General features: G+C 59.1%; 18 protein-coding genes, 3 tRNA genes and 3 rRNA genes. 9 read left to right on the top strand and 15 right to left on the bottom strand.

Annotation, left to right across the window (positions count from 1 at the left end; all coding sequences use genetic code 11):
* Window positions 1-63 precede the first annotated feature (63 nt).
* From QYQ99_RS05705 to QYQ99_RS05715, 3 genes are all read right to left on the bottom strand, one after another.
* Window positions 64-1,581 carry a tripartite tricarboxylate transporter permease gene (locus QYQ99_RS05705; RefSeq protein ID WP_302091800.1) on the bottom strand — a complete coding sequence of 506 codons (1,518 nt, stop codon included), beginning with the start codon at window positions 1,579-1,581 and terminating at the stop codon, window positions 64-66.
* The gene (locus tag QYQ99_RS05710; RefSeq protein WP_302091801.1) at window positions 1,581-2,174 is read right to left on the bottom strand and encodes a tripartite tricarboxylate transporter TctB family protein; all 594 of its coding nucleotides are present in this window, start codon (window positions 2,172-2,174) and stop codon (window positions 1,581-1,583) included. Before QYQ99_RS05710 ends, QYQ99_RS05705 begins: the two co-directional genes overlap by 1 nt.
* 224 nt (window positions 2,175-2,398) lie before the next feature.
* Window positions 2,399-3,364, bottom strand: a complete 966-nt coding sequence (locus QYQ99_RS05715; RefSeq protein WP_302091802.1) for a Bug family tripartite tricarboxylate transporter substrate binding protein — start codon at window positions 3,362-3,364, stop codon at window positions 2,399-2,401.
* A 135-nt stretch (window positions 3,365-3,499) separates the two neighbouring features.
* Here QYQ99_RS05715 and QYQ99_RS05720 point away from each other — a divergent pair, with 135 nt between their 5' ends.
* From QYQ99_RS05720 to QYQ99_RS05740, 5 genes are all read left to right on the top strand, one after another.
* Window positions 3,500-4,201, top strand: a complete 702-nt coding sequence (locus QYQ99_RS05720) for a response regulator (protein WP_302091803.1) — start codon at window positions 3,500-3,502, stop codon at window positions 4,199-4,201.
* On the top strand, window positions 4,198-5,673 hold the full coding sequence (locus QYQ99_RS05725) for a sensor histidine kinase (protein ID WP_302091804.1): 1,476 nt from the start codon (window positions 4,198-4,200) through the stop codon (window positions 5,671-5,673). The genes QYQ99_RS05720 and QYQ99_RS05725 overlap by 4 nt, the downstream gene beginning before the upstream one ends.
* A gap of 32 nt (window positions 5,674-5,705) precedes the next feature.
* Window positions 5,706-6,143: an RNA-binding S4 domain-containing protein gene (locus QYQ99_RS05730; protein WP_302091805.1), complete on the top strand. Its 438-nt coding sequence runs from the start codon at window positions 5,706-5,708 to the stop codon at window positions 6,141-6,143.
* Window positions 6,144-6,215: 72 nt separating this feature from the next.
* Window positions 6,216-6,923, top strand: coding sequence for a hypothetical protein (locus tag QYQ99_RS05735; RefSeq protein ID WP_302091806.1), 708 nt, complete (start codon window positions 6,216-6,218; stop codon window positions 6,921-6,923).
* A gap of 297 nt (window positions 6,924-7,220) precedes the next feature.
* Window positions 7,221-8,033: a DNA/RNA non-specific endonuclease gene (locus tag QYQ99_RS05740; RefSeq protein WP_302091807.1), complete on the top strand. Its 813-nt coding sequence runs from the start codon at window positions 7,221-7,223 to the stop codon at window positions 8,031-8,033.
* 65 nt (window positions 8,034-8,098) lie between these two features.
* Here QYQ99_RS05740 and QYQ99_RS05745 read toward each other — a convergent pair whose 3' ends face one another.
* From QYQ99_RS05745 to cysS, 12 genes are all read right to left on the bottom strand, one after another.
* A complete protein-coding gene (locus QYQ99_RS05745) occupies window positions 8,099-8,845 on the bottom strand; it encodes a 16S rRNA pseudouridine(516) synthase (RefSeq protein WP_302091808.1) in 747 nt (248 codons plus the stop codon).
* Window positions 8,846-8,949: 104 nt separating this feature from the next.
* A 5S ribosomal RNA gene (rrf, locus tag QYQ99_RS05750) occupies window positions 8,950-9,062 on the bottom strand.
* Window positions 9,063-9,226: 164 nt separating this feature from the next.
* A 23S ribosomal RNA gene (locus tag QYQ99_RS05755) occupies window positions 9,227-12,104 on the bottom strand.
* A gap of 420 nt (window positions 12,105-12,524) precedes the next feature.
* Window positions 12,525-12,600: transfer RNA gene (locus QYQ99_RS05760), tRNA-Ala, on the bottom strand.
* A gap of 28 nt (window positions 12,601-12,628) precedes the next feature.
* Window positions 12,629-12,705, bottom strand: a tRNA-Ile gene (locus tag QYQ99_RS05765).
* Between the two features lie 90 nt (window positions 12,706-12,795).
* A 16S ribosomal RNA gene (locus QYQ99_RS05770) occupies window positions 12,796-14,328 on the bottom strand.
* The 16S, 23S and 5S rRNA genes sit together here with 3 tRNA genes alongside, the layout of an rRNA operon.
* A gap of 342 nt (window positions 14,329-14,670) precedes the next feature.
* A tRNA-Ser gene (locus QYQ99_RS05775) sits at window positions 14,671-14,763 on the bottom strand.
* Window positions 14,764-14,817: 54 nt separating this feature from the next.
* Window positions 14,818-16,083 carry an aspartate kinase gene (locus QYQ99_RS05780; RefSeq protein WP_302091809.1) on the bottom strand — a complete coding sequence of 422 codons (1,266 nt, stop codon included), beginning with the start codon at window positions 16,081-16,083 and terminating at the stop codon, window positions 14,818-14,820.
* Between the two features lie 93 nt (window positions 16,084-16,176).
* Window positions 16,177-17,181, bottom strand: a complete 1,005-nt coding sequence (gene tilS, locus QYQ99_RS05785; RefSeq protein WP_302091810.1) for a tRNA lysidine(34) synthetase TilS — start codon at window positions 17,179-17,181, stop codon at window positions 16,177-16,179.
* A 155-nt stretch (window positions 17,182-17,336) separates the two neighbouring features.
* A complete protein-coding gene (locus tag QYQ99_RS05790) occupies window positions 17,337-18,314 on the bottom strand; it encodes an acetyl-CoA carboxylase carboxyltransferase subunit alpha (protein ID WP_302091811.1) in 978 nt (325 codons plus the stop codon).
* A gap of 60 nt (window positions 18,315-18,374) precedes the next feature.
* Complete coding sequence (locus QYQ99_RS05795) at window positions 18,375-19,199, bottom strand: DNA-3-methyladenine glycosylase family protein (RefSeq protein WP_302091812.1); 825 nt, start codon at window positions 19,197-19,199, stop codon at window positions 18,375-18,377.
* Window positions 19,200-19,249: 50 nt separating this feature from the next.
* Window positions 19,250-20,635: a cysteine--tRNA ligase gene (gene cysS / locus QYQ99_RS05800; protein WP_302091813.1), complete on the bottom strand. Its 1,386-nt coding sequence runs from the start codon at window positions 20,633-20,635 to the stop codon at window positions 19,250-19,252.
* 222 nt (window positions 20,636-20,857) lie between these two features.
* On the opposite strand from cysS, the gene QYQ99_RS05805 reads away from it, so the two are divergent.
* From QYQ99_RS05805 to QYQ99_RS05820, 4 genes are all read left to right on the top strand, one after another.
* Window positions 20,858-21,421, top strand: a complete 564-nt coding sequence (locus QYQ99_RS05805) for a tetratricopeptide repeat protein (RefSeq protein ID WP_302091814.1) — start codon at window positions 20,858-20,860, stop codon at window positions 21,419-21,421.
* Between the two features lie 125 nt (window positions 21,422-21,546).
* Window positions 21,547-22,131 carry a peptidylprolyl isomerase gene (locus QYQ99_RS05810; protein ID WP_302091815.1) on the top strand — a complete coding sequence of 195 codons (585 nt, stop codon included), beginning with the start codon at window positions 21,547-21,549 and terminating at the stop codon, window positions 22,129-22,131.
* A 69-nt stretch (window positions 22,132-22,200) separates the two neighbouring features.
* Window positions 22,201-22,728, top strand: coding sequence for a peptidylprolyl isomerase (locus QYQ99_RS05815; RefSeq protein WP_003076264.1), 528 nt, complete (start codon window positions 22,201-22,203; stop codon window positions 22,726-22,728).
* 378 nt (window positions 22,729-23,106) lie between these two features.
* Entirely contained in the window at window positions 23,107-23,904 is a 798-nt protein-coding gene (locus QYQ99_RS05820) for a UDP-2,3-diacylglucosamine diphosphatase (protein ID WP_302091816.1), read from the top strand.
* The last annotated feature ends 165 nt before the right edge of the window (window positions 23,905-24,069 follow it).

The following is a 24,069-nucleotide window of genomic DNA, read 5'->3' on the forward strand; positions in this document are numbered from 1 at the left end:
CAGGGGATGTGAATGCAACGGGCTCCATGCGTGAAGCACCCGCAGCAGGCTAGGAAACCGGACTCAGGCGGTGCTTGTCTCCCGGGCATGCTTGGCCTGCGACAGGCGCTTGAGCACGCGAGGAATGATCAGCACGGCCAGCACAATGATGATCAGCGTCAGCGACATGGGACGCTGCAGGAAGATCCACCAGCTGCCCTCGCCGATCGAGACGGCGTTGCGCATCTGGGCTTCGGCCAGGGGGCCGAGGATCATGCCCACCACCACAGGTGCGGTGGGGAAGTCGAAGCGGCGCATGATCACGCCCAGCACGCCGATGCCGTAGAGCAGGAACAGATCGAATGCGCTCTGGCGCATGCCGTAGGCACCGACGGTTGCGAAGATCAGGATGCCGGCATACAACTGGGGACGTGGAATCTTCAAAAGCTTGACCCACAGGCCCACCATGGGCAGGTTCAGCACCAGCAGCATCACGTTGCCAATGTACAGCGAGGCAATCAGCGCCCAGACCAGGGCCGCCGAGCTGGTAAACAGTTGGGGACCGGGGTTGATGCCGTAGTTCTGGAAAGCGCCCAGCAGCACGGCCGTGGTGTTGCTGGTGGGAATGCCCAGAGTCAGCAGCGGAATCAGAGCCGCAGTCACGGTCGCATTGTTGGCAGCTTCCGGACCGGCCACGCCTTCGATGGCACCCTTGCCGCCGAACTCGGCCTTGTCTTCGCCCTTGGCCAGCTTCTTTTCCGTCGCATAGCTCAGAAAGGTCGGGATCTCGGTACCGCCGGCAGGAATGCAGCCGAACGGTGTGCCCAGCAGCGTGCCGCGCATCCAGGCGGGCCAGGAACGCTTCCAGTCACGCTTGGTCATGTGCACACGCGTCAGCTTGTTCTGGGACTCCTCGACCTTGCCTTCATACATGGCGGCATACAGCACTTCGGCCACGGCAAACAGCCCCACGGCCACCAGCACGATATCGATGCCGTCCAGCAGCTCCATCTTGCCGCCGGTGTAACGCGCCGCACCGGAGATCTGGTCCATGCCGATGCAACCCGCAGCCAGGCCGACAAACAGCGCCGTCATGCCGCGCAGCGTGCTCTGGCCCAGAACGGCACTCACGGTGGTGAAGGCCAGCACCATGAGCATGAAGTACTCGGGCGGGCCCAGTTTCACAGCGAAGTCGGCCACATAGGGAGCGAACAGGGTCACCACCACGGTGGCAAAAGTACCCGCGAAGAACGAGCCGATCGCGGCGGTTGCCAGCGCCGCCCCGGCACGGCCGCTCTTGGCCATCTTGTTGCCCTCCATGGCCGTGACCATGGATGCCGTCTCGCCGGGCGTATTGAGCAGAATCGAGGTGGTCGAGCCACCGTACATGGCGCCGTAGTAGATGCCGGCGAAAAAGATCATGGATGCCGTCACATCCACCTTGGCGGTGATGGGCAGCAGCATGGCCACGGCCACGGCCGGGCCGATACCGGGCAGCACGCCCACGGCCGTACCCAGGGCACAGCCAACGAGAGCCCACAGCAGATTGGCGGGCGTGATGGCCGTGGCAAAGCCAGCCATCAAAGCATTGAAGATATCCATTACAGCCACCCCGTTTCAGTCAGACCAGGCAGATTGATGGCCAGGAACTGGGTAAACATCCAGAACACCGGTGCCGCAATCAACAGCCCCGTGATCACATCCTTGACCCAGGTGCCCGGTGCGGACGCCTGCGACTGATGCGCAGCTCGGCGCAAGCCCTGCACGGCCAGCACATAGCAGATGGTGCAGCTGAAAATAAAGCCCAGGGTACTGATCAAGGCCGCATTCACCAGCAGACCGGCCGAGACCCAGGCAAAGGGAAGGATGTCGGCCTTGGGCTGGCCGCCCGGGTCTGCCGCATGGCGAAAACCACCGCTGCGTGCTTCCCAGATCAGCAAGGCACCGCAGATACCCAGCACCACTGCGCAGACCCAGGGCAGGAAATTGGGGCCGACGCCGCCGTAGCCGGAGTCCGAAGGAATTTGCAGTGCGCCAAAGGCCAGTCCCGCAGCGACCAGCAGCACGCCCGCACCGACAATGGTTTGTGCTGTCTGTGACGGTACGTTGGGGCTCTGCGGCTCGTCGGGGTCTGCATAGGCCGAAACCTGTGCGGCCTCCGCTGCCCGGGCCAGATCTTGGAAGGAATCAGACATGATGAATGTGTGTGATTTCAGTGGTTTTCGGAGCCCGCCAGAGCCGCCTTGCGGCAGCTCCCACGGCATCATGGGGTTGCACAAACCCTGGCTTGCGCCGTCAGGGGCAGGCCATCAATCAGTGCGAGGGAGAAACAGCAGGACACAACGTGATCAGGGCTGAAGTCGCCAGCCCTGTGCCATGTCCTGAAAGGCCGCTGCAGAACGCAGCTGCCTGATGATCGTCAGATCATGCCGGACTTGACCATGGTGGCGCGCAGGCTGGCGAACTCGTCGTCCACGAACTTGCCGAAAGCATCCCCGCCCAGCCAGGCAGGCGTCCAGTCGTTCTTCTGCAACGCTTCGGCCCAGGCCTTGCTCTTGGTGGCTTTCTCGATCTGGGCGACCAGCTCCTCGCGCTGGACCTTGGAAATGCCGGGTGCGCCGTACACACCGCGCCAGTTGCCGATTTCCACGTTGATGCCCTGCTCCTTGAGCGTGGGAATGCTCGACGCCGCGCCCTTCAGGCGCTGGGCCGAGGTCACGCCGATGGGCTTCATCTTGCCGGTCGCGATGTATTCGGCAAACTCGCTGAAGCCGCTGCCGCCCACGGTGACGTTGCCGCCCAGGATCGCGGAGATAGCCTCACCGCCCCCACGGAAGGCCACGTAGTTGATCTTGGCGGGGTCCACGCCCACTTCACGCGCGATCATGGCCGCAGCAATGTGCTCGGTGGAGCCGCGCGAGCCGCCACCCCACTTGACGGAGCCGGGATCTTTCTTGAGCTGGGCCACCACTTCCGCCATGCTCTTGAACGGCGAGTTGGCGGGCAGCACAAACACGTTGTACTCGCTGGTCAGGCGCGCCAGAGGCGTGGCCTGGCTCAGATTGACGGGAGGCTTGCCGGTAATGATGCCGCCCAGCATCACGGCGCCCATGATCATCATCGCATTGGGATCACCCTTGCTGCCGTTGACGAACTGGGCCAGGCCGATGGCACCGGCAGCACCACCCTTGTTGTCATAGGTGACCGAAGAAGCCACACCTGCGTCCTGCAAGGCCTTGCCCAGGGCACGGCCTGTCGTGTCCCAGCCGCCACCCGGGTTGGCGGGCAGCATCATCTTGATGGCCACCGCGGCCTGGGCCGACAGGGGCAAAGCACCGGCCGCCGCAAGGGCTGCCAGAGACTTCAGAAACGTATCACGACGCATGATGTACTCCTTATGTAGTTAGTGGATGCAATCATGGACAGCCTGCCTGTCAAACAGCTGTCCAATCACCTAGGGCTATCCCTTAAGCAGCCCTGGTAGTTTCACGACTTGTCTGCGCATTCGCAGCGCAGTGCTATGTTCGGCAACATGCAATTACTGCTTGTTGAAGATGACTCCGCCATGCGCACCACGCTGCAGCGCACCCTGATGCGCCGCGGGCTGAATGTGGATGTGGCGGCCGACGGCCCCAGCGCCCTGGCCCATTGGCAGACCCGCGAACCCGATGCCGTGGTGCTGGACCTGAGTCTGCCCGGCCTCGACGGCCTGCAGGTGCTGGAACGTGCCCGGGCTCTGGGCCTGCGCACGCCGGTGCTGATCCTCACGGCACGTGGCACTGTGGGCGACCGCGTCATGGGGCTGAACGCCGGCGCCGACGACTATCTGGCCAAGCCCTTTGACCTCGACGAGCTCGAAGCACGCCTGCGCGCCCTGCTGCGCCGCAGCCAGGATAGTTTCACACCCAGATCGGCTTCTGAAGCTGTCACCCTGGGCGCATTGCGCTATGAGAAGGAGAGCGGCGCGATCTATCTCGACGACAAGGTACTGGAGCTGACCCCGCGCGAGCTGTCCATGATGCATGCGCTGCTGGCGCGCCCCGGCCATGCAGTCACCAAGGAGCGGCTGTTCAGCCTGGTCTTCCCCGGCGAGGTCGATGTGCAGTACGAGGCCGTGGAAGTCGTGGCCTACCGGCTGCGCAAAAAGCTGGGCGGCACCGGCGTGCAACTGGTCACGCTGCGCGGACTGGGCTATCTGGTCAAGGCCGAGGCGGCGGCATGACAGCCAGTCCGGCCAGGACGCGGCCCAAGACAGCCTGGTCGCTGCGGCGCCTGCTGCTCACCGGCATTTTGCTGCCCGTGCTGGCGCTGATTGCCCTCAACGCCTGGAGCCTCTATCAGCAAACCCTGGCATCGCTGCACACGGCTTACGACAGAACCCTGCTGGCCTCGGCCAAGAGCATCAGCGAGCAGATCGGCGTCACGGGATACGACGAGCATGCACAGCTGCGCGCCATCGTCCCCTATTCGGCGCTGGAAATCTTCGAGGCCGACAACCAGAGCCGCATGTTCTACCGCGTCTCCACGCTGGACGGGCAGTTGATCTCTGGCTTCGAGGAACTGCCTGTCTGGAACGGCAAGATTGCGCAGCGCCCCCCCTATGCTGCGCTGGTGGACTTCTATGACGACGAGTTTCGTGGCCACCCCGTGCGCGTGGCCGTGCTGCTGCAGCCGGTTGCCAGTGCCGACGGACGCGGCATGGCCGTGATCCAGGTGGCCGAAACCCTGGAGCTGCGCGAATCACTGGCCTTGCAGATTCTGCGTGACACCCTGATTCGTCAGGCCCTGCTGGTGCTGGTCGTCGCCCTAATCGTCATCATCGTGGTGCAGCGCGCCACCCAACCCATACGCCGGCTCAGCCAGGACCTGCAGGGCCGTGCCCAGGGAGATCTGAGCCCGCTGGCGGCACCCGAGGCACCACGTGAAATCCAGCCTCTGCTGGAGGCTACCAACCAGACCATGCAGCGCCTGCAAGGCCTGCTGAGCAATCAGAAACGCTTTGTGCGTGACGCCTCGCACCAGCTGCGCACGCCGCTGGCCGTGCTCAAGGTCCAGGTGCAGTCGGCCAAGCGCGGCGATATCCCCCCGGCCCAGGCCTTTGCCGAGATCGACGACACGGTGGATCGCGCCACCCGCGTCGCCAACCAGATGCTGGCCCTGGCCAAGGTCGAACAGTTGCGCCAGGAGGACAGCAACCAGAACAGCGCCATGCTCGCCCAGCTCGACCACATCGTGCGCGACGTGGCGCTGGAGCTATCGCCGCTGATTGCCGATCACGACATGGACTTCGGCATCGAAACCCAGGCCTGTTGCGTGGCCGCCCATGAATGGATGCTGCGCGAGCTGACCCGCAACCTGCTGCACAACGCCATACGCCACACCCCCAGGCACGGGAGTCTGCAAATCGATGTGCGCGCGCGCGGCGGCATGGCGCAGCTGAGTATCGAAGACAGCGGCAGTGGCATCGACGATGAACTCGCCCAGCGGCTGTTTCAGCCTTTTTCGGCGGGCAACACGCGCAGCGGCTCGGGCCTGGGCCTGGCCATCTGCCAGGAGATCGTGCAAACCCTGGGCGGCCAGATCGAGCTGCGCAATCTGCACGACGAACTCGGCCTCGTGCGTGGCCTGCAGGCGCTGATTAAGTTGCCCCTGCACAATGGCGATGCCCCGGACATGGATACTGCTCTGACTTGAATCGCCATCCCTTCACGCCGCAAAATACCGATATGAGTGAAACCGAATCCATGCGTCTGGACAAATGGCTGTGGTGTGCGCGGTTCTACAAGACCCGCAGCCTGGCTGTGGAGGAAATTGGCAAAGGCCGGGTCACGGTCAACAACGCCAATGCCAAGGCCTCGCGTGAAATCCGCCCGGGCGACCACATCCACCTGCGCCAGGGCAATATTCCCAGGGAAGTCATAGTGCGCGGGCTCAGCGGCATGCGCGGCCCTGCACCCGTGGCCCAGCAGCTCTACGAGGAAACAGCGCAAAGCATTGCCCAGCGAGAACAGCTGGCCGAGCAGCGCCGCCTGGCACCTGAGCCTGCCGATGCACTGGCGGCCCAGCACACCGGCCGTCCCACCAAGCGTGACCGCCGCGAAATCGACCGCGTGCAGCGCAGCAGCGGCTGGGGCGACCGCTGGAGCGCCTCCATCGATGACTGAAAACCTTCGCCCATGAAGCGCAGGCGGCTGATCTGCACACTATCCACCCTCGCAGTTGCAGCAACCGGTGCCTTGAGCTGGTCGTGGCTGCGCAAGCGGCAGGGCAGTACCGAACGTCGATCCATGATCCAGACGGTATTCAGCCAGGCGCTGCCGCCACTGAGCGCCCAGCATCTGCAGCTGATACGCCTTCTGCGTGTGCAGTGGATACCCATAGAGTCGGGGGCACCCGGCTTCGATCCCGCGCAGCCCTTTGGCGGCAATCTGGCCACCCTCGACACTGCCCAGCAAGTGCTGCGCATTCGCAATCCTGCTCTGACCACCCAGCTCCTGGCCGAGGTCTGCCTTTGGCTGCCGCAATTTGTGGCAAGCGCCACCTTGGTACCCGGTCGCTATACCTTGCCGCCCGACTTCCCAGGTCAGGCGTCAGACAGCAGCTTCGACTTTCGTCCCGAACACCTGACACTGCTGCATGCCGCCCTGTGGCGAGAAGCCGGTACCGATGAACTGCCTTATGTTTTGGCCAACGAGGAAGAGGGCCAGGCAACCTGGCCCTTGCCCTATATCGACGGCAAGCGGCCGTATGGCGACCGCAGCTACTACCAGATCGATATGGCCGAAATTCTGGGCAAGCCCTATGCCAGGAACGCACAGGGCCGGTACATTTTGCCGCCCCAGAAAGATGAGGCGCTCAAGCAGCTGCATCTGCAAACCCAAGCCGCACTGCAGATTCTGCTCATGCATGGAACGCCCTCGGGGACCCGCAGCTTGGCGACATGAGCCGGGACAAGGCCGTGGCAAAGTCCACTTTTTATAAAATATGAGCACTTAGCGCTTTACTGCAAAGCTTTTCAGGAAACTTTTACCTTGAAAAGCTTTCAAATATTGCGCAAGCAGCTCTTATTTGAGTAGCAATCAATCACCCATCAATGATGGCAGGACTCGCTCTTGCGCCTGGGCTGCTGGCACTTTTTTCATCTCCCCCGGCCTTCTTCGCTCATGTCCTCCGCTTTTTCAGCACCGCTTTCCTCTTCTTGCTCACGAATCCCGCTATGGCTGCACCATGCCGGCATCGCAATGCTGGCCATCAGCAGCGTGGCCTGCTCTGCCAAGATGCCTGCGCCCTCGGCAGCGACCAGCCCCGCATCGCTCATCCAGGTCAGCAACCCCACGCGCAGCACCCAGGGCTTTGAGCAATGCCCGCAGTTCTTTGCCAACGGCAAGGCACCCGTGCTCAGCGATCAGCCCAAGCTGCGGGCCCTGTGCTATGACGCGTTTGCCGTGCTGCACAGCGGCCAGAGCAAGACTCCCGTCTTCGTCGCTCAACGTCTGAACAAGGCCCTGGTCGCCGACGCCGACGAAAAGCGCACCAACAAGTTCTACAGCGACGCCCGCCTGCCCCGCGATGAACGCGCCGAGCTGGACGACTACAAGCGCTCCGGCTACTCACGCGGCCACATGGCTCCCGCTGGCGACATGCCGACCGCACAGGCCATGGCCCAGAGCTTCTCGCTGGCCAATATGGTGCCCCAGTCCATCAAGCAAAACGGCGGCCCCTGGGCCCGCATCGAGAAAGACACGCGCAGCTATGCGCAACGGGCTCAGGGCGATGTCTACATCATCACCGGCCCGGTCTTTGATGCCGGCGCTGCCTCCGTCGGCCACAACCAGGTGCGTGTGCCCAGCTTTCTCTACAAGCTGGTTTACGACGCTCAGAGCCAGCGAGCCTGGGCGCACTGGCAGGCCAATGATGACGCCGCCCGCGTCACAGAACCCATCAGCTACGCGGAACTGGTTCGCCGCACCGGCATCGAATTCCTGCCCGGCGCTGCGCTGCAAACCTCCGGCAAGCTCCAGCAGGCATCCGCGCCCGCCATTCAACGGCGCTGAGTTCCCATACTGCCCATCAAAAAGCCTGCTGGCGCAAGCCAGCAGGCTTTTTATCTTGCTCGGTTTTATTTGCCCGGCTTGAACAGATCCAGCTCCTGCGCCGTCAGCCAGCGCCATTGGCCAGGCTCCAGCTCTGCGGGTAACTCCATGCCGCCGATTCTTCTGCGGTGCAGACCTTCGACCCGGTTGCTCACAGCCGCAATCATGCGCTTGACCTGGTGATACTTGCCCTCGGTCAGCGTCAGATCCAGCACATGGCTGTCCACCTGCTCGCAGGCCGCTGCCTTGACGGGCTTGGGATCATCGTCGAGAACGACGCCATCCAGCAGCCGCTGTATCTGCTTGGCATCCACCGGATGCTTGCAAGTCACCCGGTAAACCTTGGAGACATGCTTTTTGGGCGACGACATGCGGTGGATGAACTGGCCATCGTCGCTGAGCAGCAGCATGCCCGTCGTATCCTGGTCCAGACGGCCCACTGCCTGAACACCTTGCACCGCCCCTTTGTTGGGTCGTTGACGCAGCGGAGCCGGCAGCAAGGTATAGATGCTGGGATAGGCCGATGGCTTTTGCGAGCATTCGGTGCCGGCTGGCTTGTTCAGCAGCACATAACCCAGCTCGTGATACTCCCACTCCACGCCTTGCACCCTGAAACGCAGACCTTCGGGATCCACCTGCTGGGTGGAGTCCAGAACCTTCTCCCAGTCGGAAGTCTGCTGGTTCCATAGCTCCACCCAGCCTTGCTGCACCAAGCCGGAGCACACACGGCGAATGCCAAAGCCCTGTGAATACAACATGTCCTGCAGCTGCATGCTTATCCTTTCCATGTCCGCTACTGCGCAAGCGATATCAACAATACCGATTGATCAAATAAAAAACCCCGTAATCTTTCGACTACGGGGTTTTTACTGTAAGAGCCTGACGATGACCTACTTTCACACGGGAACCCGCACTATCATCGGCGCAAAGTCGTTTCACTGTCCTGTTCGGGATGGGAAGGAGTGGTACCAACTTGCTATGGTCATCAGGCATAAACTTTTTGTCAGATTGACGGCGCCTTGATTAACTTCTTAATCTTGCTCACCTTCAGTCCAACGAATTCATAGAGTCTTCAATCAGCTTTTCGATTGCGCCTTTTCGGCATAACTAGAACTTGCGTTCTGTCTTTATTTTTCAGGCTTACCCAAAGTTATAGGGTCAAGCCGCACGGGCAATTAGTACTGGTTAGCTTAACGCATTACTGCGCTTCCACACCCAGCCTATCAACGTCGTGGTCTACAACGACCCTTCAGGGGGCTCAAGGCCCCGGCAGATCTCATCTTGAAACGAGTTTCCCGCTTAGATGCTTTCAGCGGTTATCTCTTCCACACTTAGCTACCCTGCGATGCCACTGGCGTGACAACAGGTACACCAGAGGTGTGTCCACTCCGGTCCTCTCGTACTAGGAGCAGGCTTCCTCAAATCTGCAGCGCCCACGGAAGATAGGGACCAAACTGTCTCACGACGTTTTAAACCCAGCTCACGTACCTCTTTAAATGGCGAACAGCCATACCCTTGGGACCGACTACAGCCCCAGGATGAGATGAGCCGACATCGAGGTGCCAAACACCGCCGTCGATATGAACTCTTGGGCGGTATCAGCCTGTTATCCCCAGAGTACCTTTTATCCGTTGAGCGATGGCCCTTCCATACAGAACCACCGGATCACTATGTCCTGCTTTCGCATCTGCTCGACTTGTCAGTCTCGCAGTTAAGCACGCTTATGCCATTGCACTATCGTCACGATGTCCGACCGTAACTAGCGTACCTTCGAACTCCTCCGTTACGCTTTGGGAGGAGACCGCCCCAGTCAAACTGCCTACCATGCACTGTCCCCGATCCAGATAATGGATCCAGGTTAGAACCTCAAACGCACCAGGGTGGTATTTCAACGTTGGCTCCATGCGATCTAGCGACCGCACTTCAAAGCCTCCCACCTATCCTACACAGATCCGTTCAAAGTCCAATACAAAGCTACAGTAAAGGTTCATGGGGTCTTTCCGTCTTTCCGCGGGGAGATTGCATCATCACAAACATTTCAACTTCGCTGAGTCTCAGGAGGAGACAGTGTGGCCATCGTTACGCCATTCGTGCAGGTCGGAACTTACCCGACAAGGAATTTCGCTACCTTAGGACCGTTATAGTTACGGCCGCCGTTTACTGGGACTTCAATCAAGAGCTTGCACCCCATCATTTAATCTTCCAGCACCGGGCAGGCGTCACACCCTATACGTCCACTTTCGTGTTTGCAGAGTGCTGTGTTTTTATTAAACAGTCGCAGCCACCAATTTTTTGCAACCCCTTTGAGCTCCGTTTGTTCAACTTCACTTACTTGGGGTACACCTTCTCCCGAAGTTACGGTGTCAATTTGCCGAGTTCCTTCTCCTGAGTTCTCTCAAGCGCCTTAGAATACTCATCTCGCGCACCAGTGTCGGTTTGCGGTACGGTCGTCAATAGCTGAAGCTTAGTGGCTTTTCCTGGAAGCAGGGTATCACTCACTTCGTCTGCAAGCAGACTCGTTATCACCCCTCATCTAAGCCCGGCGGATTTGCCTACCAGGCACGACTACAGGCTTGAACCAACATATCCAACAGTTGGCTGAGCTAACCTTCTCCGTCCCCACATCGCACTATTGATCGGTACAGGAATATTGACCTGTTTCCCATCAGCTACGCATCTCTGCCTCGCCTTAGGGGCCGACTCACCCTACGCCGATGAACGTTGCGTAGGAAACCTTGCGCTTACGGCGAGGGGGCTTTTCACCCCCTTTAACGCTACTCATGTCAGCATTCGCACTTCTGATACCTCCAGCATCCGTTACCAGACACCTTCACAGGCTTACAGAACGCTCTCCTACCACGCACAGTAAACTGTGCATCCGCAGCTTCGGTAACTGGCTTAGCCCCGTTACATCTTCCGCGCAGGACGACTCGATCAGTGAGCTATTACGCTTTCTTTAAATGATGGCTGCTTCTAAGCCAACATCCTGACTGTTTTAGCCTTCCCACTTCGTTTCCCACTTAGCCAATTTTAGGGACCTTAGCTGGCGGTCTGGGTTGTTTCCCTCTTGAGTCCGGACGTTAGCACCCGGTGCTCTGTCTCCCAAGCTGTACTCGTCGGTATTCGGAGTTTGCATAGGTTTGGTAAGTCGCCATGACCCCCTAGCCTAAACAGTGCTCTACCCCCGACGGTAATACTTGAGGCACTACCTAAATAGTTTTCGGAGAGAACCAGCTATTTCCAAGTTTGTTTAGCCTTTCACCCCTATCCACAGCTCATCCCCTAATTTTGCAACATTAGTGGGTTCGGACCTCCAGTACCTGTTACGGCACCTTCATCCTGGCCATGGATAGATCACTTGGTTTCGGGTCTACACCCAGCGACTAATCGCCCTATTCGGACTCGATTTCTCTTCGCCTCCCCTATTCGGTTAAGCTTGCCACTGAATGTAAGTCGCTGACCCATTATACAAAAGGTACGCCGTCACCCCTAAGGGCTCCGACTTTTTGTAAGCATACGGTTTCAGGATCTATTTCACTCCCCTCCCGGGGTTCTTTTCGCCTTTCCCTCACGGTACTGGTTCACTATCGGTCGATGATGAGTATTTAGCCTTGGAGGATGGTCCCCCCATATTCAGACAGGGTTTCTCGTGCCCCGCCCTACTTGTCTGCAGCCTAGTACCACCGATCGGTTTTCACATACGGGACTATCACCCACTATGGTCGGCCTTTCCATGCCGTTTTGTTAACTGATCGACTATCACTGCAAGGCTCTTCCGAATTCGCTCGCCACTACTATCGGAATCTCGGTTGATGTCTTTTCCTCTGGGTACTTAGATGTTTCAGTTCTCCAGGTTCGCTTCGAGCACCTATGTATTCAGTGCACGATACCTCTTGCGAGGTGGGTTCCCCCATTCAGAAATCTCCGGATCAAAGCTTATTTGCCAGCTCCCCGAAGCTTATCGCAGGCTATCACGTCTTTCGTCGCCTATCATCGCCAAGGCATCCACCATATGCTCTTAGTCACTTGACCCTATAACTTTGGACTCTCTTGTCGAGAATCAAAGCCTGGTTTCAAAGACTGGTGAGGTCTTGCACCTCACGCGTTATGCCGTAATGTGAATATCTTTGGCTGCATCTTTCGATGCAGCTTAGAGAATATTCGTCATTACTAGATAAATTTGCATTCGCAAAATATCTGTTTTGACGCAATCAAAATGTTGCTGGCGGCACGGTGCACAAACCTTGGTTTGTGCTTTCCACCAGCAACGCTGATTTCGACTCTATGAATTTTTAAAGAACAGCCTATTGATCAAAGATCAATATAAAAGCAGTCTGCTTCAGACTGCTTTTATATTGAATTTGGTTTTTTCGCTTTTACTCTGCTTCCGATCCGCTTGCGCTTCACATCTGCCGAGCCAACGATTATAGCACCTTTCGGCGCTATCATTTTTGGTGGAGGATGACGGGATCGAACCGACGACCCCCTGCTTGCAAAGCAGGTGCTCTCCCAGCTGAGCTAATCCCCCGGGATCCTCTGACCAGATATTGGAATCTTGGTGGGTCTAGTTGGGCTCGAACCAACGACCCCTGCGTTATCAACACAGTGCTCTAACCAGCTGAGCTACAGACCCATTCCATGCAGCCTACTGTTTAGCAGGCCACCTGGCTTGTTCCAACAACCGATAAGTGTGGACGTTCAATTTGAAGCAGCATTTTTCCAGAAAGGAGGTGATCCAGCCGCACCTTCCGATACGGCTACCTTGTTACGACTTCACCCCAGTCACGAACCCCGCCGTGGTAAGCGCCCTCCTTGCGGTTAGGCTACCTACTTCTGGCGAGACCCGCTCCCATGGTGTGACGGGCGGTGTGTACAAGACCCGGGAACGTATTCACCGTGACATTCTGATCCACGATTACTAGCGATTCCGACTTCACGCAGTCGAGTTGCAGACTGCGATCCGGACTACGACTGGCTTTATGGGATTAGCTCCCCCTCGCGGGTTGGCAACCCTTTGTACCAGCCATTGTATGACGTGTGTAGCCCCACCTATAAGGGCCATGAGGACTTGACGTCATCCCCACCTTCCTCCGGTTTGTCACCGGCAGTCCCATTAGAGTGCTCAACTGAATGTAGCAACTAATGGCAAGGGTTGCGCTCGTTGCGGGACTTAACCCAACATCTCACGACACGAGCTGACGACAGCCATGCAGCACCTGTGTGCAGGTTCTCTTTCGAGCACCAAACCATCTCTGGTAAGTTCCTGCCATGTCAAAGGTGGGTAAGGTTTTTCGCGTTGCATCGAATTAAACCACATCATCCACCGCTTGTGCGGGTCCCCGTCAATTCCTTTGAGTTTCAACCTTGCGGCCGTACTCCCCAGGCGGTCAACTTCACGCGTTAGCTTCGTTACTGAGTCAGTTAAGACCCAACAACCAGTTGACATCGTTTAGGGCGTGGACTACCAGGGTATCTAATCCTGTTTGCTCCCCACGCTTTCGTGCATGAGCGTCAGTGCAGGCCCAGGGGATTGCCTTCGCCATCGGTGTTCCTCCGCATATCTACGCATTTCACTGCTACACGCGGAATTCCATCCCCCTCTGCCGCACTCTAGCTTTGCAGTCACAATGGCAGTTCCCAGGTTGAGCCCGGGGATTTCACCACTGTCTTACAAAACCGCCTGCGCACGCTTTACGCCCAGTAATTCCGATTAACGCTTGCACCCTACGTATTACCGCGGCTGCTGGCACGTAGTTAGCCGGTGCTTATTCTTACGGTACCGTCATGACCCGGGGGTATTAGCCCCAGGCTTTTCGTTCCGTACAAAAGCAGTTTACAACCCGAGGGCCTTCATCCTGCACGCGGCATTGCTGGATCAGGCTTTCGCCCATTGTCCAAAATTCCCCACTGCTGCCTCCCGTAGGAGTCTGGGCCGTGTCTCAGTCCCAGTGTGGCTGGTCGTCCTCTCAGACCAGCTACAGATCGCAGGCTTGGTAAGCCTTTACCCCACCAACTACCTAATCTGCCATCAGCCGCTCTAGTAGCACAAGGCCCGAAGGTCCCCTGCTTTCATCCGTAGATCTCATGCGGTATTAGCTACTCTTTCGAGTAGTTATCCCCCACTACTAGGCACGTTCCGATGTGTTACTCACCCGTTCGCCACTCGTCAGCATCCGAAGACCTGTTACCGTTCGACTTGCATGTGTAAAGCATGCCGCCAGCGTTCAATCTGAGCCAGGATCAAACTCTATAGTTCGATCTTGAATTTAAAGTCTTTCGACTGCTCACTCACTTGACGGAATCAAGAAGAATAAATTCTTCCTCATTACTGTTTTTGTGAGCGTTTGATAACTCCGAAGAGTTTGTTCCGAAGAACTGGCTGCTTGCCCTCAAACGCCCACGCTTATCGGCTGTATTTTTTTAATGAACCAAGTACAAAACCAAAAAACTTGATCTTGAATCTTGTTGCTTGCTGCGATCAGCGAAGCCTTGCATTGTAGCCTGTTTTTCAGCAGGCTCAAATCAAAGTTTGAAACTTTTTGTCAAGACCCGTAAGGTCTTGACAAAAAGAAAAAGCCTTTCGGCTTTTTCTTTGATTTGGCGGAAACGGAGGGATTCGAACCCTCGATGAGGCTCTACACCCCATACTCCCTTAGCAGGGGAGCACCTTCGGCCACTCGGTCACGTTTCCGGAATGACGCTATTGTAAACAGCTTTTTTGATCGTTTTTGGAAAGTTGCGAAAATTATTCGCTTTTGTCCAAACCAAAGGCTGTGTGCAGGGAACGCACGGCCAGCTCCAGGTACTTCTCGTCGATCACGACGGAGGTCTTGATTTCGGAGGTGGAGATCATCTGGATGTTCACGCCTTCCTTGCTCAGGGCACGGAACATGGTGGAGGCCACGCCCACATGGCTGCGCATGCCGATGCCAACGATGCTGACCTTGGCGATATTGGGATTGCCTACCACTTCGGAAGCACCCAGCGCAGGAACGACGCTTTCACGCAGCAGCTCCATGGCGCGCTGGTAGTCGCCCTGGCTCACGGTGAAGCTGAAGTCGGTCTTGCCGTCCTTGGAGATGTTCTGGATGATCACATCGACTTCGATGTTGGCATCAGCCACGGGACCCAGGATGGCAGCAGCCACGCCGGGGGTATCAGGCACGCCCAGCACGGAGATCTTGGCCTCGCCACGGTTGAAAGCGATGCCGGATACGACAGCCTTTTCCATTTTTTCGTCTTCCTCAAAAGTAATCAGCGTGCCGGACTTGGCTTCTTCTTCCAGATCGATATCCCAGGGCGTGAAGCTGGACAGCACGCGCATGGGTACCTTGTACTTGCCTGCAAACTCCACGGAACGGATTTGCAGCACCTTGGAGCCCAGGCTGGCCATTTCCAGCATTTCCTCGAAGCTCACCGTACCCAGGCGCTTGGCAGCAGGCACTACACGGGGGTCGGTGGTGTAGACGCCATCGACATCGGTATAGATCAGGCATTCGGCAGCCTTCAGGGCGGCAGCCACGGCCACAGCAGAAGTGTCGGAGCCGCCACGACCCAGCGTGGTGACATTGCCTTCGGGATCGATACCCTGGAAGCCGGTCACGATAACGACACGACCTGCCTCGAGGTCAGCGCGCACGCGCTTGTCGTCAATGGACTCGATGCGAGCCTTGGTGTAGCTGCTATCGGTGCGCACGGGCACTTGCCAGCCCGCATAGCTGACGGACTCCATGCCCTCGGCCTGCAGCGCAATGGCCAGCAGCGCAGAAGATGCCTGCTCGCCAGTGGCGGCCAGCATATCGAGCTCACGGTAGTACGAACTCTTGGCGTGGCTGGGAGCCAGCTCGCTGGCCAGACCCAGCAAACGGTTGGTTTCGCCACTCATGGCGCTGGGCACAACCACCAACTGGTGACCTGCCCGAGCCCATTTGGCCACACGCTTGGCGACGTTGCGGATGCGCTCTGTCGAGCCCATCGAGGTGCCGCCGTATTTATGAACGATCAGTGCCATTGGATACTAAAGGGTGACGAAACAGCAGCCACGGCGCAGATCACAAAGGTTTTGGCGCGCCGGCGGTTTTCGTACAGGTAAAAAAACCAAAACCTAGGAATTGTACCAACCGAGACTTGCCCCCTGGCGCTCCACAAAACCCCGCCCCACCTTGATATGGATGCGGTGCCCTCGCGTAGTGCAAACGCCGAGCTGCGCCACGAGCTGCGCAAGCTGCGCCGCCGTCGGCGTTGTGCCATGTGCGACGCGCAGCCAATAGCGCAGAACATTGCCCAGACGCGCTTCACTCAAACGCTGCAGCGCCTTGATAGCCGGCGGCACTCCCACCATCTGCAGGTCTGCTGCCGCCTGCTCGTTGAGCAGCTCTGAAGCCTGCGCGCAATGCGCACTGCTGCGTGCAAACGTGTTGCGGAACTGCGGAAAAACCTGCTCCAGCACCGGCAGCAGCTGAGCCCGGATGCGATTGCGCGTGTAGCCCGGATCGGCATTCGTCGGATCCTCGATCCAGCTCAAGCCCCTGAGGCGCAACCAGTCGCGCAGCGCCTGGCCCGGCACCGCCAGCAAGGGCCTGAACCACTCCAGCCCCGCTCTTTGCCAATGCCCGGGCATGGCCGCCAGACCGGCCACACCGGCACCGCGCGAGAGCGCCAGCAGCAAGGTCTCGACCTGATCATCGGCATGCTGGGCCAGCGCCATGGAGCGCACCGCGTCCAGCTCTGCGCCCTGCGCATCGAACCAGGGCTGCCGAGCCACCTGAATCAAGGCGGCATAACGCCCCTGGCGCGCCGCATCTTCGGGGCTTTGCCCCTGCACATTGCGCGCATCGATGGCGCAGACCTTGAGTGCGATGCCGTGCCGGGCGCACAGTTGCTCGCAGTGCCACTGAAAACCATCAGCCGCAGACTGCAAACCATGATGCACATGAATCGCCCTCACCTGCCCAGGCCAGCGCGCATGGCAGGCCAGCAACAAGGCAGATGAGTCCGCGCCACCACTGAAAGCCACCGCCAGCGGCAGCGGCGGCTTGAAGCCCCCGATTGCAGCGTCGACCAGTGCTGCCGAGACACTCAACAAGTCAGCATCGGACTTGATTTGCATTGCAAACAGCCTTCCAATTCATAATTCAATAGCAGGCAGCGCTTGATTTATAAGGGCTTGAAGCATATTTCACTCAAAACCCATCAAGGTCGACCGCAAAAAAAAGAATGGCTCCCGAAGGAGCCATTGTGCGCAAGCCGCAAGCAAGCAGTGGCTTAGCGATTGTCTGCCTTGGTGTCAGCAAACTTGCCATAGCTCTGAATGCGCTCGTAGCGACGATCCTGCAGCTCCTTGGGCTTGAGATCCGACAACTGACGCAGGGCATCACCCAGCGCACGCTTGAGGAATGCCCCCATTTGCTTGGTGTCGCGGTGAGCGCCACCCACGGGTTCGTTGACGATCTTGTCGACCAGGCCCAGCGCCTTCAGGCGGTGAGCCGTGATACCCATGGCATCAGCCGCTTCTTGCGCCTTTTCACCCGTCTTCCAAAGAATGGAAGCGCAGCCTTCGGGGCTGATCACCGAGTACACGGAGTACTGCAGCATCAGCACCTGGTCAGCCACGGCAATGGCCAGCGCACCGCCCGAGCCACCTTCACCGATGATGGTGGTGATGATGGGTGTCTGCAGCTGGGCCATCTCGTAGATGTTGCGACCGATGGCTTCGGACTGGCCACGCTCCTCGGCGTCGATACCAGGGAAGGCGCCGGGCGTGTCCACAAATGTGAACACGGGCAGCTTGAACTTCTCGGCCGTCTTCATCAGACGCAGAGCCTTGCGATAGCCCTCGGGGCGCGTCATGCCGAAGTTGCGCAGTGTGCGCTCCTTGGTATCGCGGCCCTTTTGATGACCGATCACCATGCAGGGCTGGCCATTGAAACGTGCCAGGCCACCGATGATGGACTGGTCATCCGCAAAATGTCGGTCGCCGTGCATTTCGACAAAGTCGGTAAAGCACTCGCGGACATAGTCGAGCGTATAGGGACGCTCGGTATGACGGGCAATCTTGGTGATCTGCCAGGGGGTCAGGTCGCTGTAGATGTCCTTGGTCAGCTGCAGGCTTTTCTTGCTGAGCTGATCAATCTCTTCCGAGATATCTACTGCGCTTTCAGTCTGCACATAGCGCAGTTCTTCGATTTTGGATTCGAGTTCTGCAATGGGCTGCTCAAAATCCAGAAAGTTCTTTTTCGCCAACGTATTTCTCCTTGTGCCAGCCTGTTGCAATCCTTGCAATCGGCCAGTGGACAGATGTCATCAAGCCACAGGCTGCGCCTCGAGCGAGCGCCAAATATACCAAGTTGCAACCGTACACCACGGTTTCCAAGCCTCGGCAACTTCACGGGCATCGCTGCGACTGACAGGATCACCCGAAAAATGATTGAGAGAGATGCCCTGTATCAAGCCGGCATCATCCAGAGGCAGCACATTGGGCCGCCCCAGGCAGTAAATCAGAAAATTCTCGGCCGTCCAGCGACTGAGACCGCGTATGGACATCAGCTCAGCGATGATGGCCTCATCGCTCATCTGGGCCCATTCATCCATGTGCAGGCGATGCTCGGTGAAGTGCAGCGCCAGATCGACCAGATAGTCCACCTTGCGCGCCGACAGTCCCGCGCCACGCATATCGTCCACCTTGAGCCTGAGCACCTGCTCTGGCTGCATGGCAGCAGGCAGCTTGGCGAACTTGTTCCACAAGGTCTTGGCCGACTTCGCCGAAATCTGCTGCCCGACAATGGAGCGGGCCAATGTGGCAAAGGCCTGCTCCTGCCCGCAAGGCAGCAGCGCCTGGCTGCCGAGTTGCGGAATCAGGCGTTTGAGCACACGATCGCGGCGCATGAGCTGGCGGCAGGCCTCGGCCCAATAGGCGGGCACGCCATCGGGCAGATCCAGATGGATCTTGGGAGCAGCCGCTTTGGGCGCGACTGTCTGCTTTGCAGTTGTACCGACAGGCTGAGCAATGGCTGCCGCCCCCAAAGGCGCTACAGGCAAAGGCGCAGCCGGCCCCATGGGCACGGGCAGATCGGCAACCAGCGGCAGCTGCTCGAACTCCATGGTGTCCAGATGCTTGGCCGCGCTCATGCACGCCCCTTCGCACTGCTCACACAGTTGATGGAATATTGCATGCAGCCTCAGCCCTTGGCGGCCGATTCCCAGGTCGTACCCGCGGCAGAGTCCTTGAGGACGATGCCCTGCTCAAGCAGTTCCTTGCGGATGCGGTCGGCCTCGGCCCAGTTCTTGGCAGCCTTGGCCTGAGCGCGCGCGGCAATCTGCGCTTCGATCGCGGCCGCATCCACACCTTCGGCACCGGCCTGCAGAAACTTCTGCGGCTCGGCCTGCAGCAGGCCCAGGCAGGCCCCCAGGGCCTTGAGCAAGCCCGCCACTTCGGGCGACTTGCTGCGGTTGACTTCAGCGGCCAGCTCGAACAGCACGGCCACTGCCTCGGGCGTGCCGAAGTCTTCATCCATCGCCGCCTTGAAGCGGGCGGCATAGGAGTTGCTCCAGTCGATCTGCACCTCGGCGGGTGCCACCAGATCCAAAGCGGTATAGAGGCGCTTGAGCGCACCGCGTGCATCATCGAGATGCACGTTGGAATAGTTCAGCGGGCTGCGGTAGTGACTGCGCACGACGAAGAAACGGATGGTCTCGGCGTCGTATTCCTTGAGCACGTCGCGGATGGTGAAGAAGTTGCCCAGCGACTTGGACATCTTCTCGTTGTCCACGTTGATGAAGCCGTTGTGCATCCAGGTCTGGGCAAACGGCTTGCCGGTCGCACCTTCGCTCTGGGCAATCTCGTTCTCGTGGTGAGGGAACTGCAGGTCTGCACCGCCACCGTGAATGTCAAAGCTCTCGCCCAGCAGCTCGCAGCCCATGGCCGAGCATTCGATATGCCAGCCGGGTCGGCCTTCACCAAACGAACTCTGCCATTTCACATCGGCCGGCTCATCGGCCTTGGCCGACTTCCACAGCACAAAGTCCAGCGGGTCATGCTTGCCGTCCGCCACGGCCACGCGCTCACCGGCGTTGAGTTCGTCCAGCGATTTGCCCGACAGCTTGCCGTAGCCTGGAAACTTGCGCACGGCGTAGTTCACATCGCCATTGCCGGCCTGATAGGCCAGGCCCTTGCTCTGCAGCTGGGCGATCATGCTCAGCATCTGCGGCACGTATTCGGTAGCGCGCGGCTCCAGCGTGGGGCGCTCGATACCGAGCGCATCCGCATCCTGGTGCAGCGCATCGATCATGCGATCGGTCAAGCTGCGGATGGTTTCGCCATTTTCCACCGCGCGCCTGATGATCTTGTCATCGATGTCGGTGATGTTGCGCACATAGGTCACCTTGTAGCCGCTGGCGCGCAGCCAGCGCTGCACCACGTCGAAAGCCACCATGGAGCGCGCGTGGCCCAGGTGGCAGAGGTCATAGACCGTCATGCCACAGACGTACATACGCACATGGCCCGGCTCCAGCGGCGAAAACGATTCCAGTGCACGCGACAGCGTGTTGTAGATGCGCAAACTCATGAATCTTGAAATAGGGAGAGAGGGTGGCGACCAGCAGCACTGGCCATGCCTGCGATGCATAAACCGTGCCTGCCATTCCCTGAGGCTGAAAGATGGGCACTAGCATCCAGACACATCCCGGTCCGGCCAGACGCCTAAGCGCTGCACACCCCTCAGCTACAATTCCCCGCAGTATAAGCTCCCGCCGCAGCGCAGTTCTTGCGGCGCCATGAAAGCACCTACATGCCTGTACGCAACTTGTTCAGTACCGCAGCGCGTGCGGCAGCCCTGGCTGCCTTGCTCGCTGCAGGTAGCGCCTACGCCGACGATTACACGGATGTTGCCCAGTTGCTCAAGAGCGGCAAGACGCAGCAGGCGCTGCAAAAAACGGAAACCTATTTGGCCAAGAATGCACGCGACCCACAGATGCGTTTTCTGCGCGGCATCGCGCTGAGCAATGACGGCAAGACCGAGGACGCGATTGCGGCTTTTCGCCAGCTGACCGAGGACTATCCAGAACTGCCAGAGCCCTATAACAACCTGGCCGTGATCTATGCACGCCAGGGCGATCTGGATCGCGCCCGCTCTGCACTTGAAGCTGCCGTGCGCAACAATCCGAACTATGCCGTAGCACATGAAAACCTGGGCGATATCTATGCCCGCCTGGCCTATCAGTCCTATGCGCAGTCCCTGGCCAAGGGCGGCCGCCCCGCAGCCCTGAACCCCAAGCTCAAGCAGCTCAAGGACCTGCTGCAGCCTGCGGCCTCCCTCGCAACGCCTGCCCCGGCCCAGCCTGCACAGCGCTGAACCCGTTTTTTGCCATCGCCGCCCTCTTGTGAAGCAGGCCGGCGCCCTCAGCTGCCTCGAGCCGGTTTTTTTGCAGCCGCTATCCAGCGGTCTTGCCCAAGGCCCACTTACCCAGGAATATGACCATGCTGAATTTCCGTCGAAACAGCCTTAAAGCCCTGTCCGCCATTGCGCTGACAGCCACTGTTTTTGCTACCCCCGGCCTGGCCCAGGCGCAATCCAAGGTGCAGCTCAAGACCAGCATGGGCGATATCGTGGTCGAGCTCAACGACGCCAAGGCGCCCAAGAGCGCCGCCAATTTTCTGCAATATGTGCGTGACAAGCACTATGACGGCACGGTGTTCCACCGCGTCATCGACGGCTTCATGATCCAGGGTGGCGGCATGGACGCCAATCTGAACGAAAAGCCCACACGCGCCCCGATTCCGCTGGAAGCCAGCAACGGCCTCAAGAACGACCGCGGCACGATTGCCATGGCGCGCACCGGCAACCCCAACTCTGCCACCTCGCAGTTCTTCATCAATGTGGTGAACAACGACATGCTCAACGCCCCCAAGCCCGACGGCCATGGCTACGCCGTCTTCGGCAAGGTGATCAAGGGCATGGATGTGGTGGACAAAATCCGCGCCGTGGCTACGGGCAACCGTGGCATGCACCAGAATGTGCCTACGACGCCGGTAACAATCCTCTCCGCCACCGAAATCAAGTAAACAACCCGGCGGCGCTGCATCTGCAGGTCTGCGCCCGCCTCTTCACTCCATCCTCTAGAAAGTACAGACATGAGCAATCCCCAAGTCGAACTGCACGTGACCATCAACGTGGCTGACACCGCAACCCAGGGCGTGATCACCCTGGAACTGGACGCCGTGAACGCGCCCAAGTCCACCGAGAACTTCCTGAGCTACGTGAACCAGGGCTTCTACAACGGCACCATCTTCCACCGCGTGATCAAGAACTTCATGATCCAGGGTGGCGGTTTTGCAGCCGACATGAAGCAAAAGGAAACCGCTGCTCCCATCGAGAACGAAGCCAAGAACGGCCTGAAGAACGACAAGTACACCATTGCCATGGCTCGCACCAGCGATCCTCACAGCGCAACCGCCCAGTTCTTCATCAACACCGTGGACAACGGCTTCCTGAACCACACAGCTCCCACCGGCCAGGGCTGGGGCTATGCCGTGTTCGGCAAGGTGGTCAAGGGCGAAGAAGTCGTGGACGCCATCAAGAAGGTGCGCACCACCCGCAAGGGCTTCCACGACGACGTGCCTTTCGACGCAGTGGTGATCGACAAGGCCGTGGCCCTGTAATTTGATCCCCTGAGCCGCTTTGCGGCTTCCCCCCGGAGGGGGACGACGGCCTCGCTGCGGGGCGGCCCTTGCTTGCCGTCTCTCGCGCGAGGCCGTAGTTGTTTGTAGAAGCCGCGTATTTCACGACTTGCGCAAAACGGGTTCAGGCAGGATGACTGCCTGCTGGAAGCAGGCTGTTGCTGCATTCTTGTTTGCGCAAGTCCTCACTTGTTCAAATGACTGAATCCGCCGTTCATTCAGATCCCCGCACGACTGCGCCTCAGGTGACGCAGCTGCAAGGCGCACCCGGCCGGGACGACGGCCTCGCTGCAAGGCGGCTCTTGCTTGCCGGCTCTCGCTCGGGGCCGTTATCGTTTTCAGGCTGCGTACCATCATCACATGACTGATTCTTCAGATCCCCGCACGACTGCTCCTCAGGTCGCGCAGCTGCAAGGCGCCCCCGGCTGGCGAGCCATCGACTTTATTTCCGATCTGCACCTGCAGCCGTCCGAGCCGCAGACGGTTGAAGCCTGGCGCAGCTATCTGGCACGCAGCACGGCCGATGCCATCTTTATCCTCGGCGATCTGTTTGAAGTCTGGGTCGGTGACGATGCACTCGATGAACCCGGCAGCTTCGAAGCCGAATGCGCTGCCGTGCTGCACGAGGCGGCGCAGCAGCGTCCGCTGTTCTTCATGGTCGGCAACCGCGACTTTCTGGCCGGTGACGAGTTTCTGCGCCGCAGCGGCATGAGAGGCCTTTCCGACCCCACGGTGCTGCGATGGGCAGGCCCCAGCATCCTGCTCAGCCATGGCGATGCGCTGTGTCTGGACGATGTGGAGTACCAGCAATTCCGCGCTGTTTCGCGCTCCGCCGCCTGGCAGCAGCAACTGCTGGCCCAGCCCCTGGCCGTGCGCCGCGCGATCGGCAAATCGGCACGCAGCGAAAGCGAGCAGCGCAAGCAAAGCGGCGCTCCCTACGCAGATGCCGACACGCAGATGAATGCCACCTGGATGCAGGCCGCGCAAGCGCCCTGGCTGATTCACGGCCATACCCATCAGCCCGCCGACCACGCACTGGGCAATGACCAATGGCGCATCGTGCTCAGCGACTGGCATATCGATGCCGATACACAGCGCGCCGAGGTGCTGCGCGTGACGCCCGAAGGCTGGCAGCGCATGCCGCCCGATCTGGCCTGAAGCGCCGAGCAGCTTCTGCTATCGTATAGAGAGCTTGTTGCGCATGCCATTCATAGATTTCAGATTGAAAACTATCCAAGTTCTATGAATAGCAGGCGCTAGCAGCTATCAAATTTGCTGAACCGACAGACACGAAAAAGCCCGCTGCCCACATCGCCAAGGCAC

It is taken from the genome of Comamonas testosteroni (assembly GCF_030505195.1).
Lineage (GTDB): Bacteria > Pseudomonadota > Gammaproteobacteria > Burkholderiales > Burkholderiaceae_C > Comamonas > Comamonas testosteroni_G.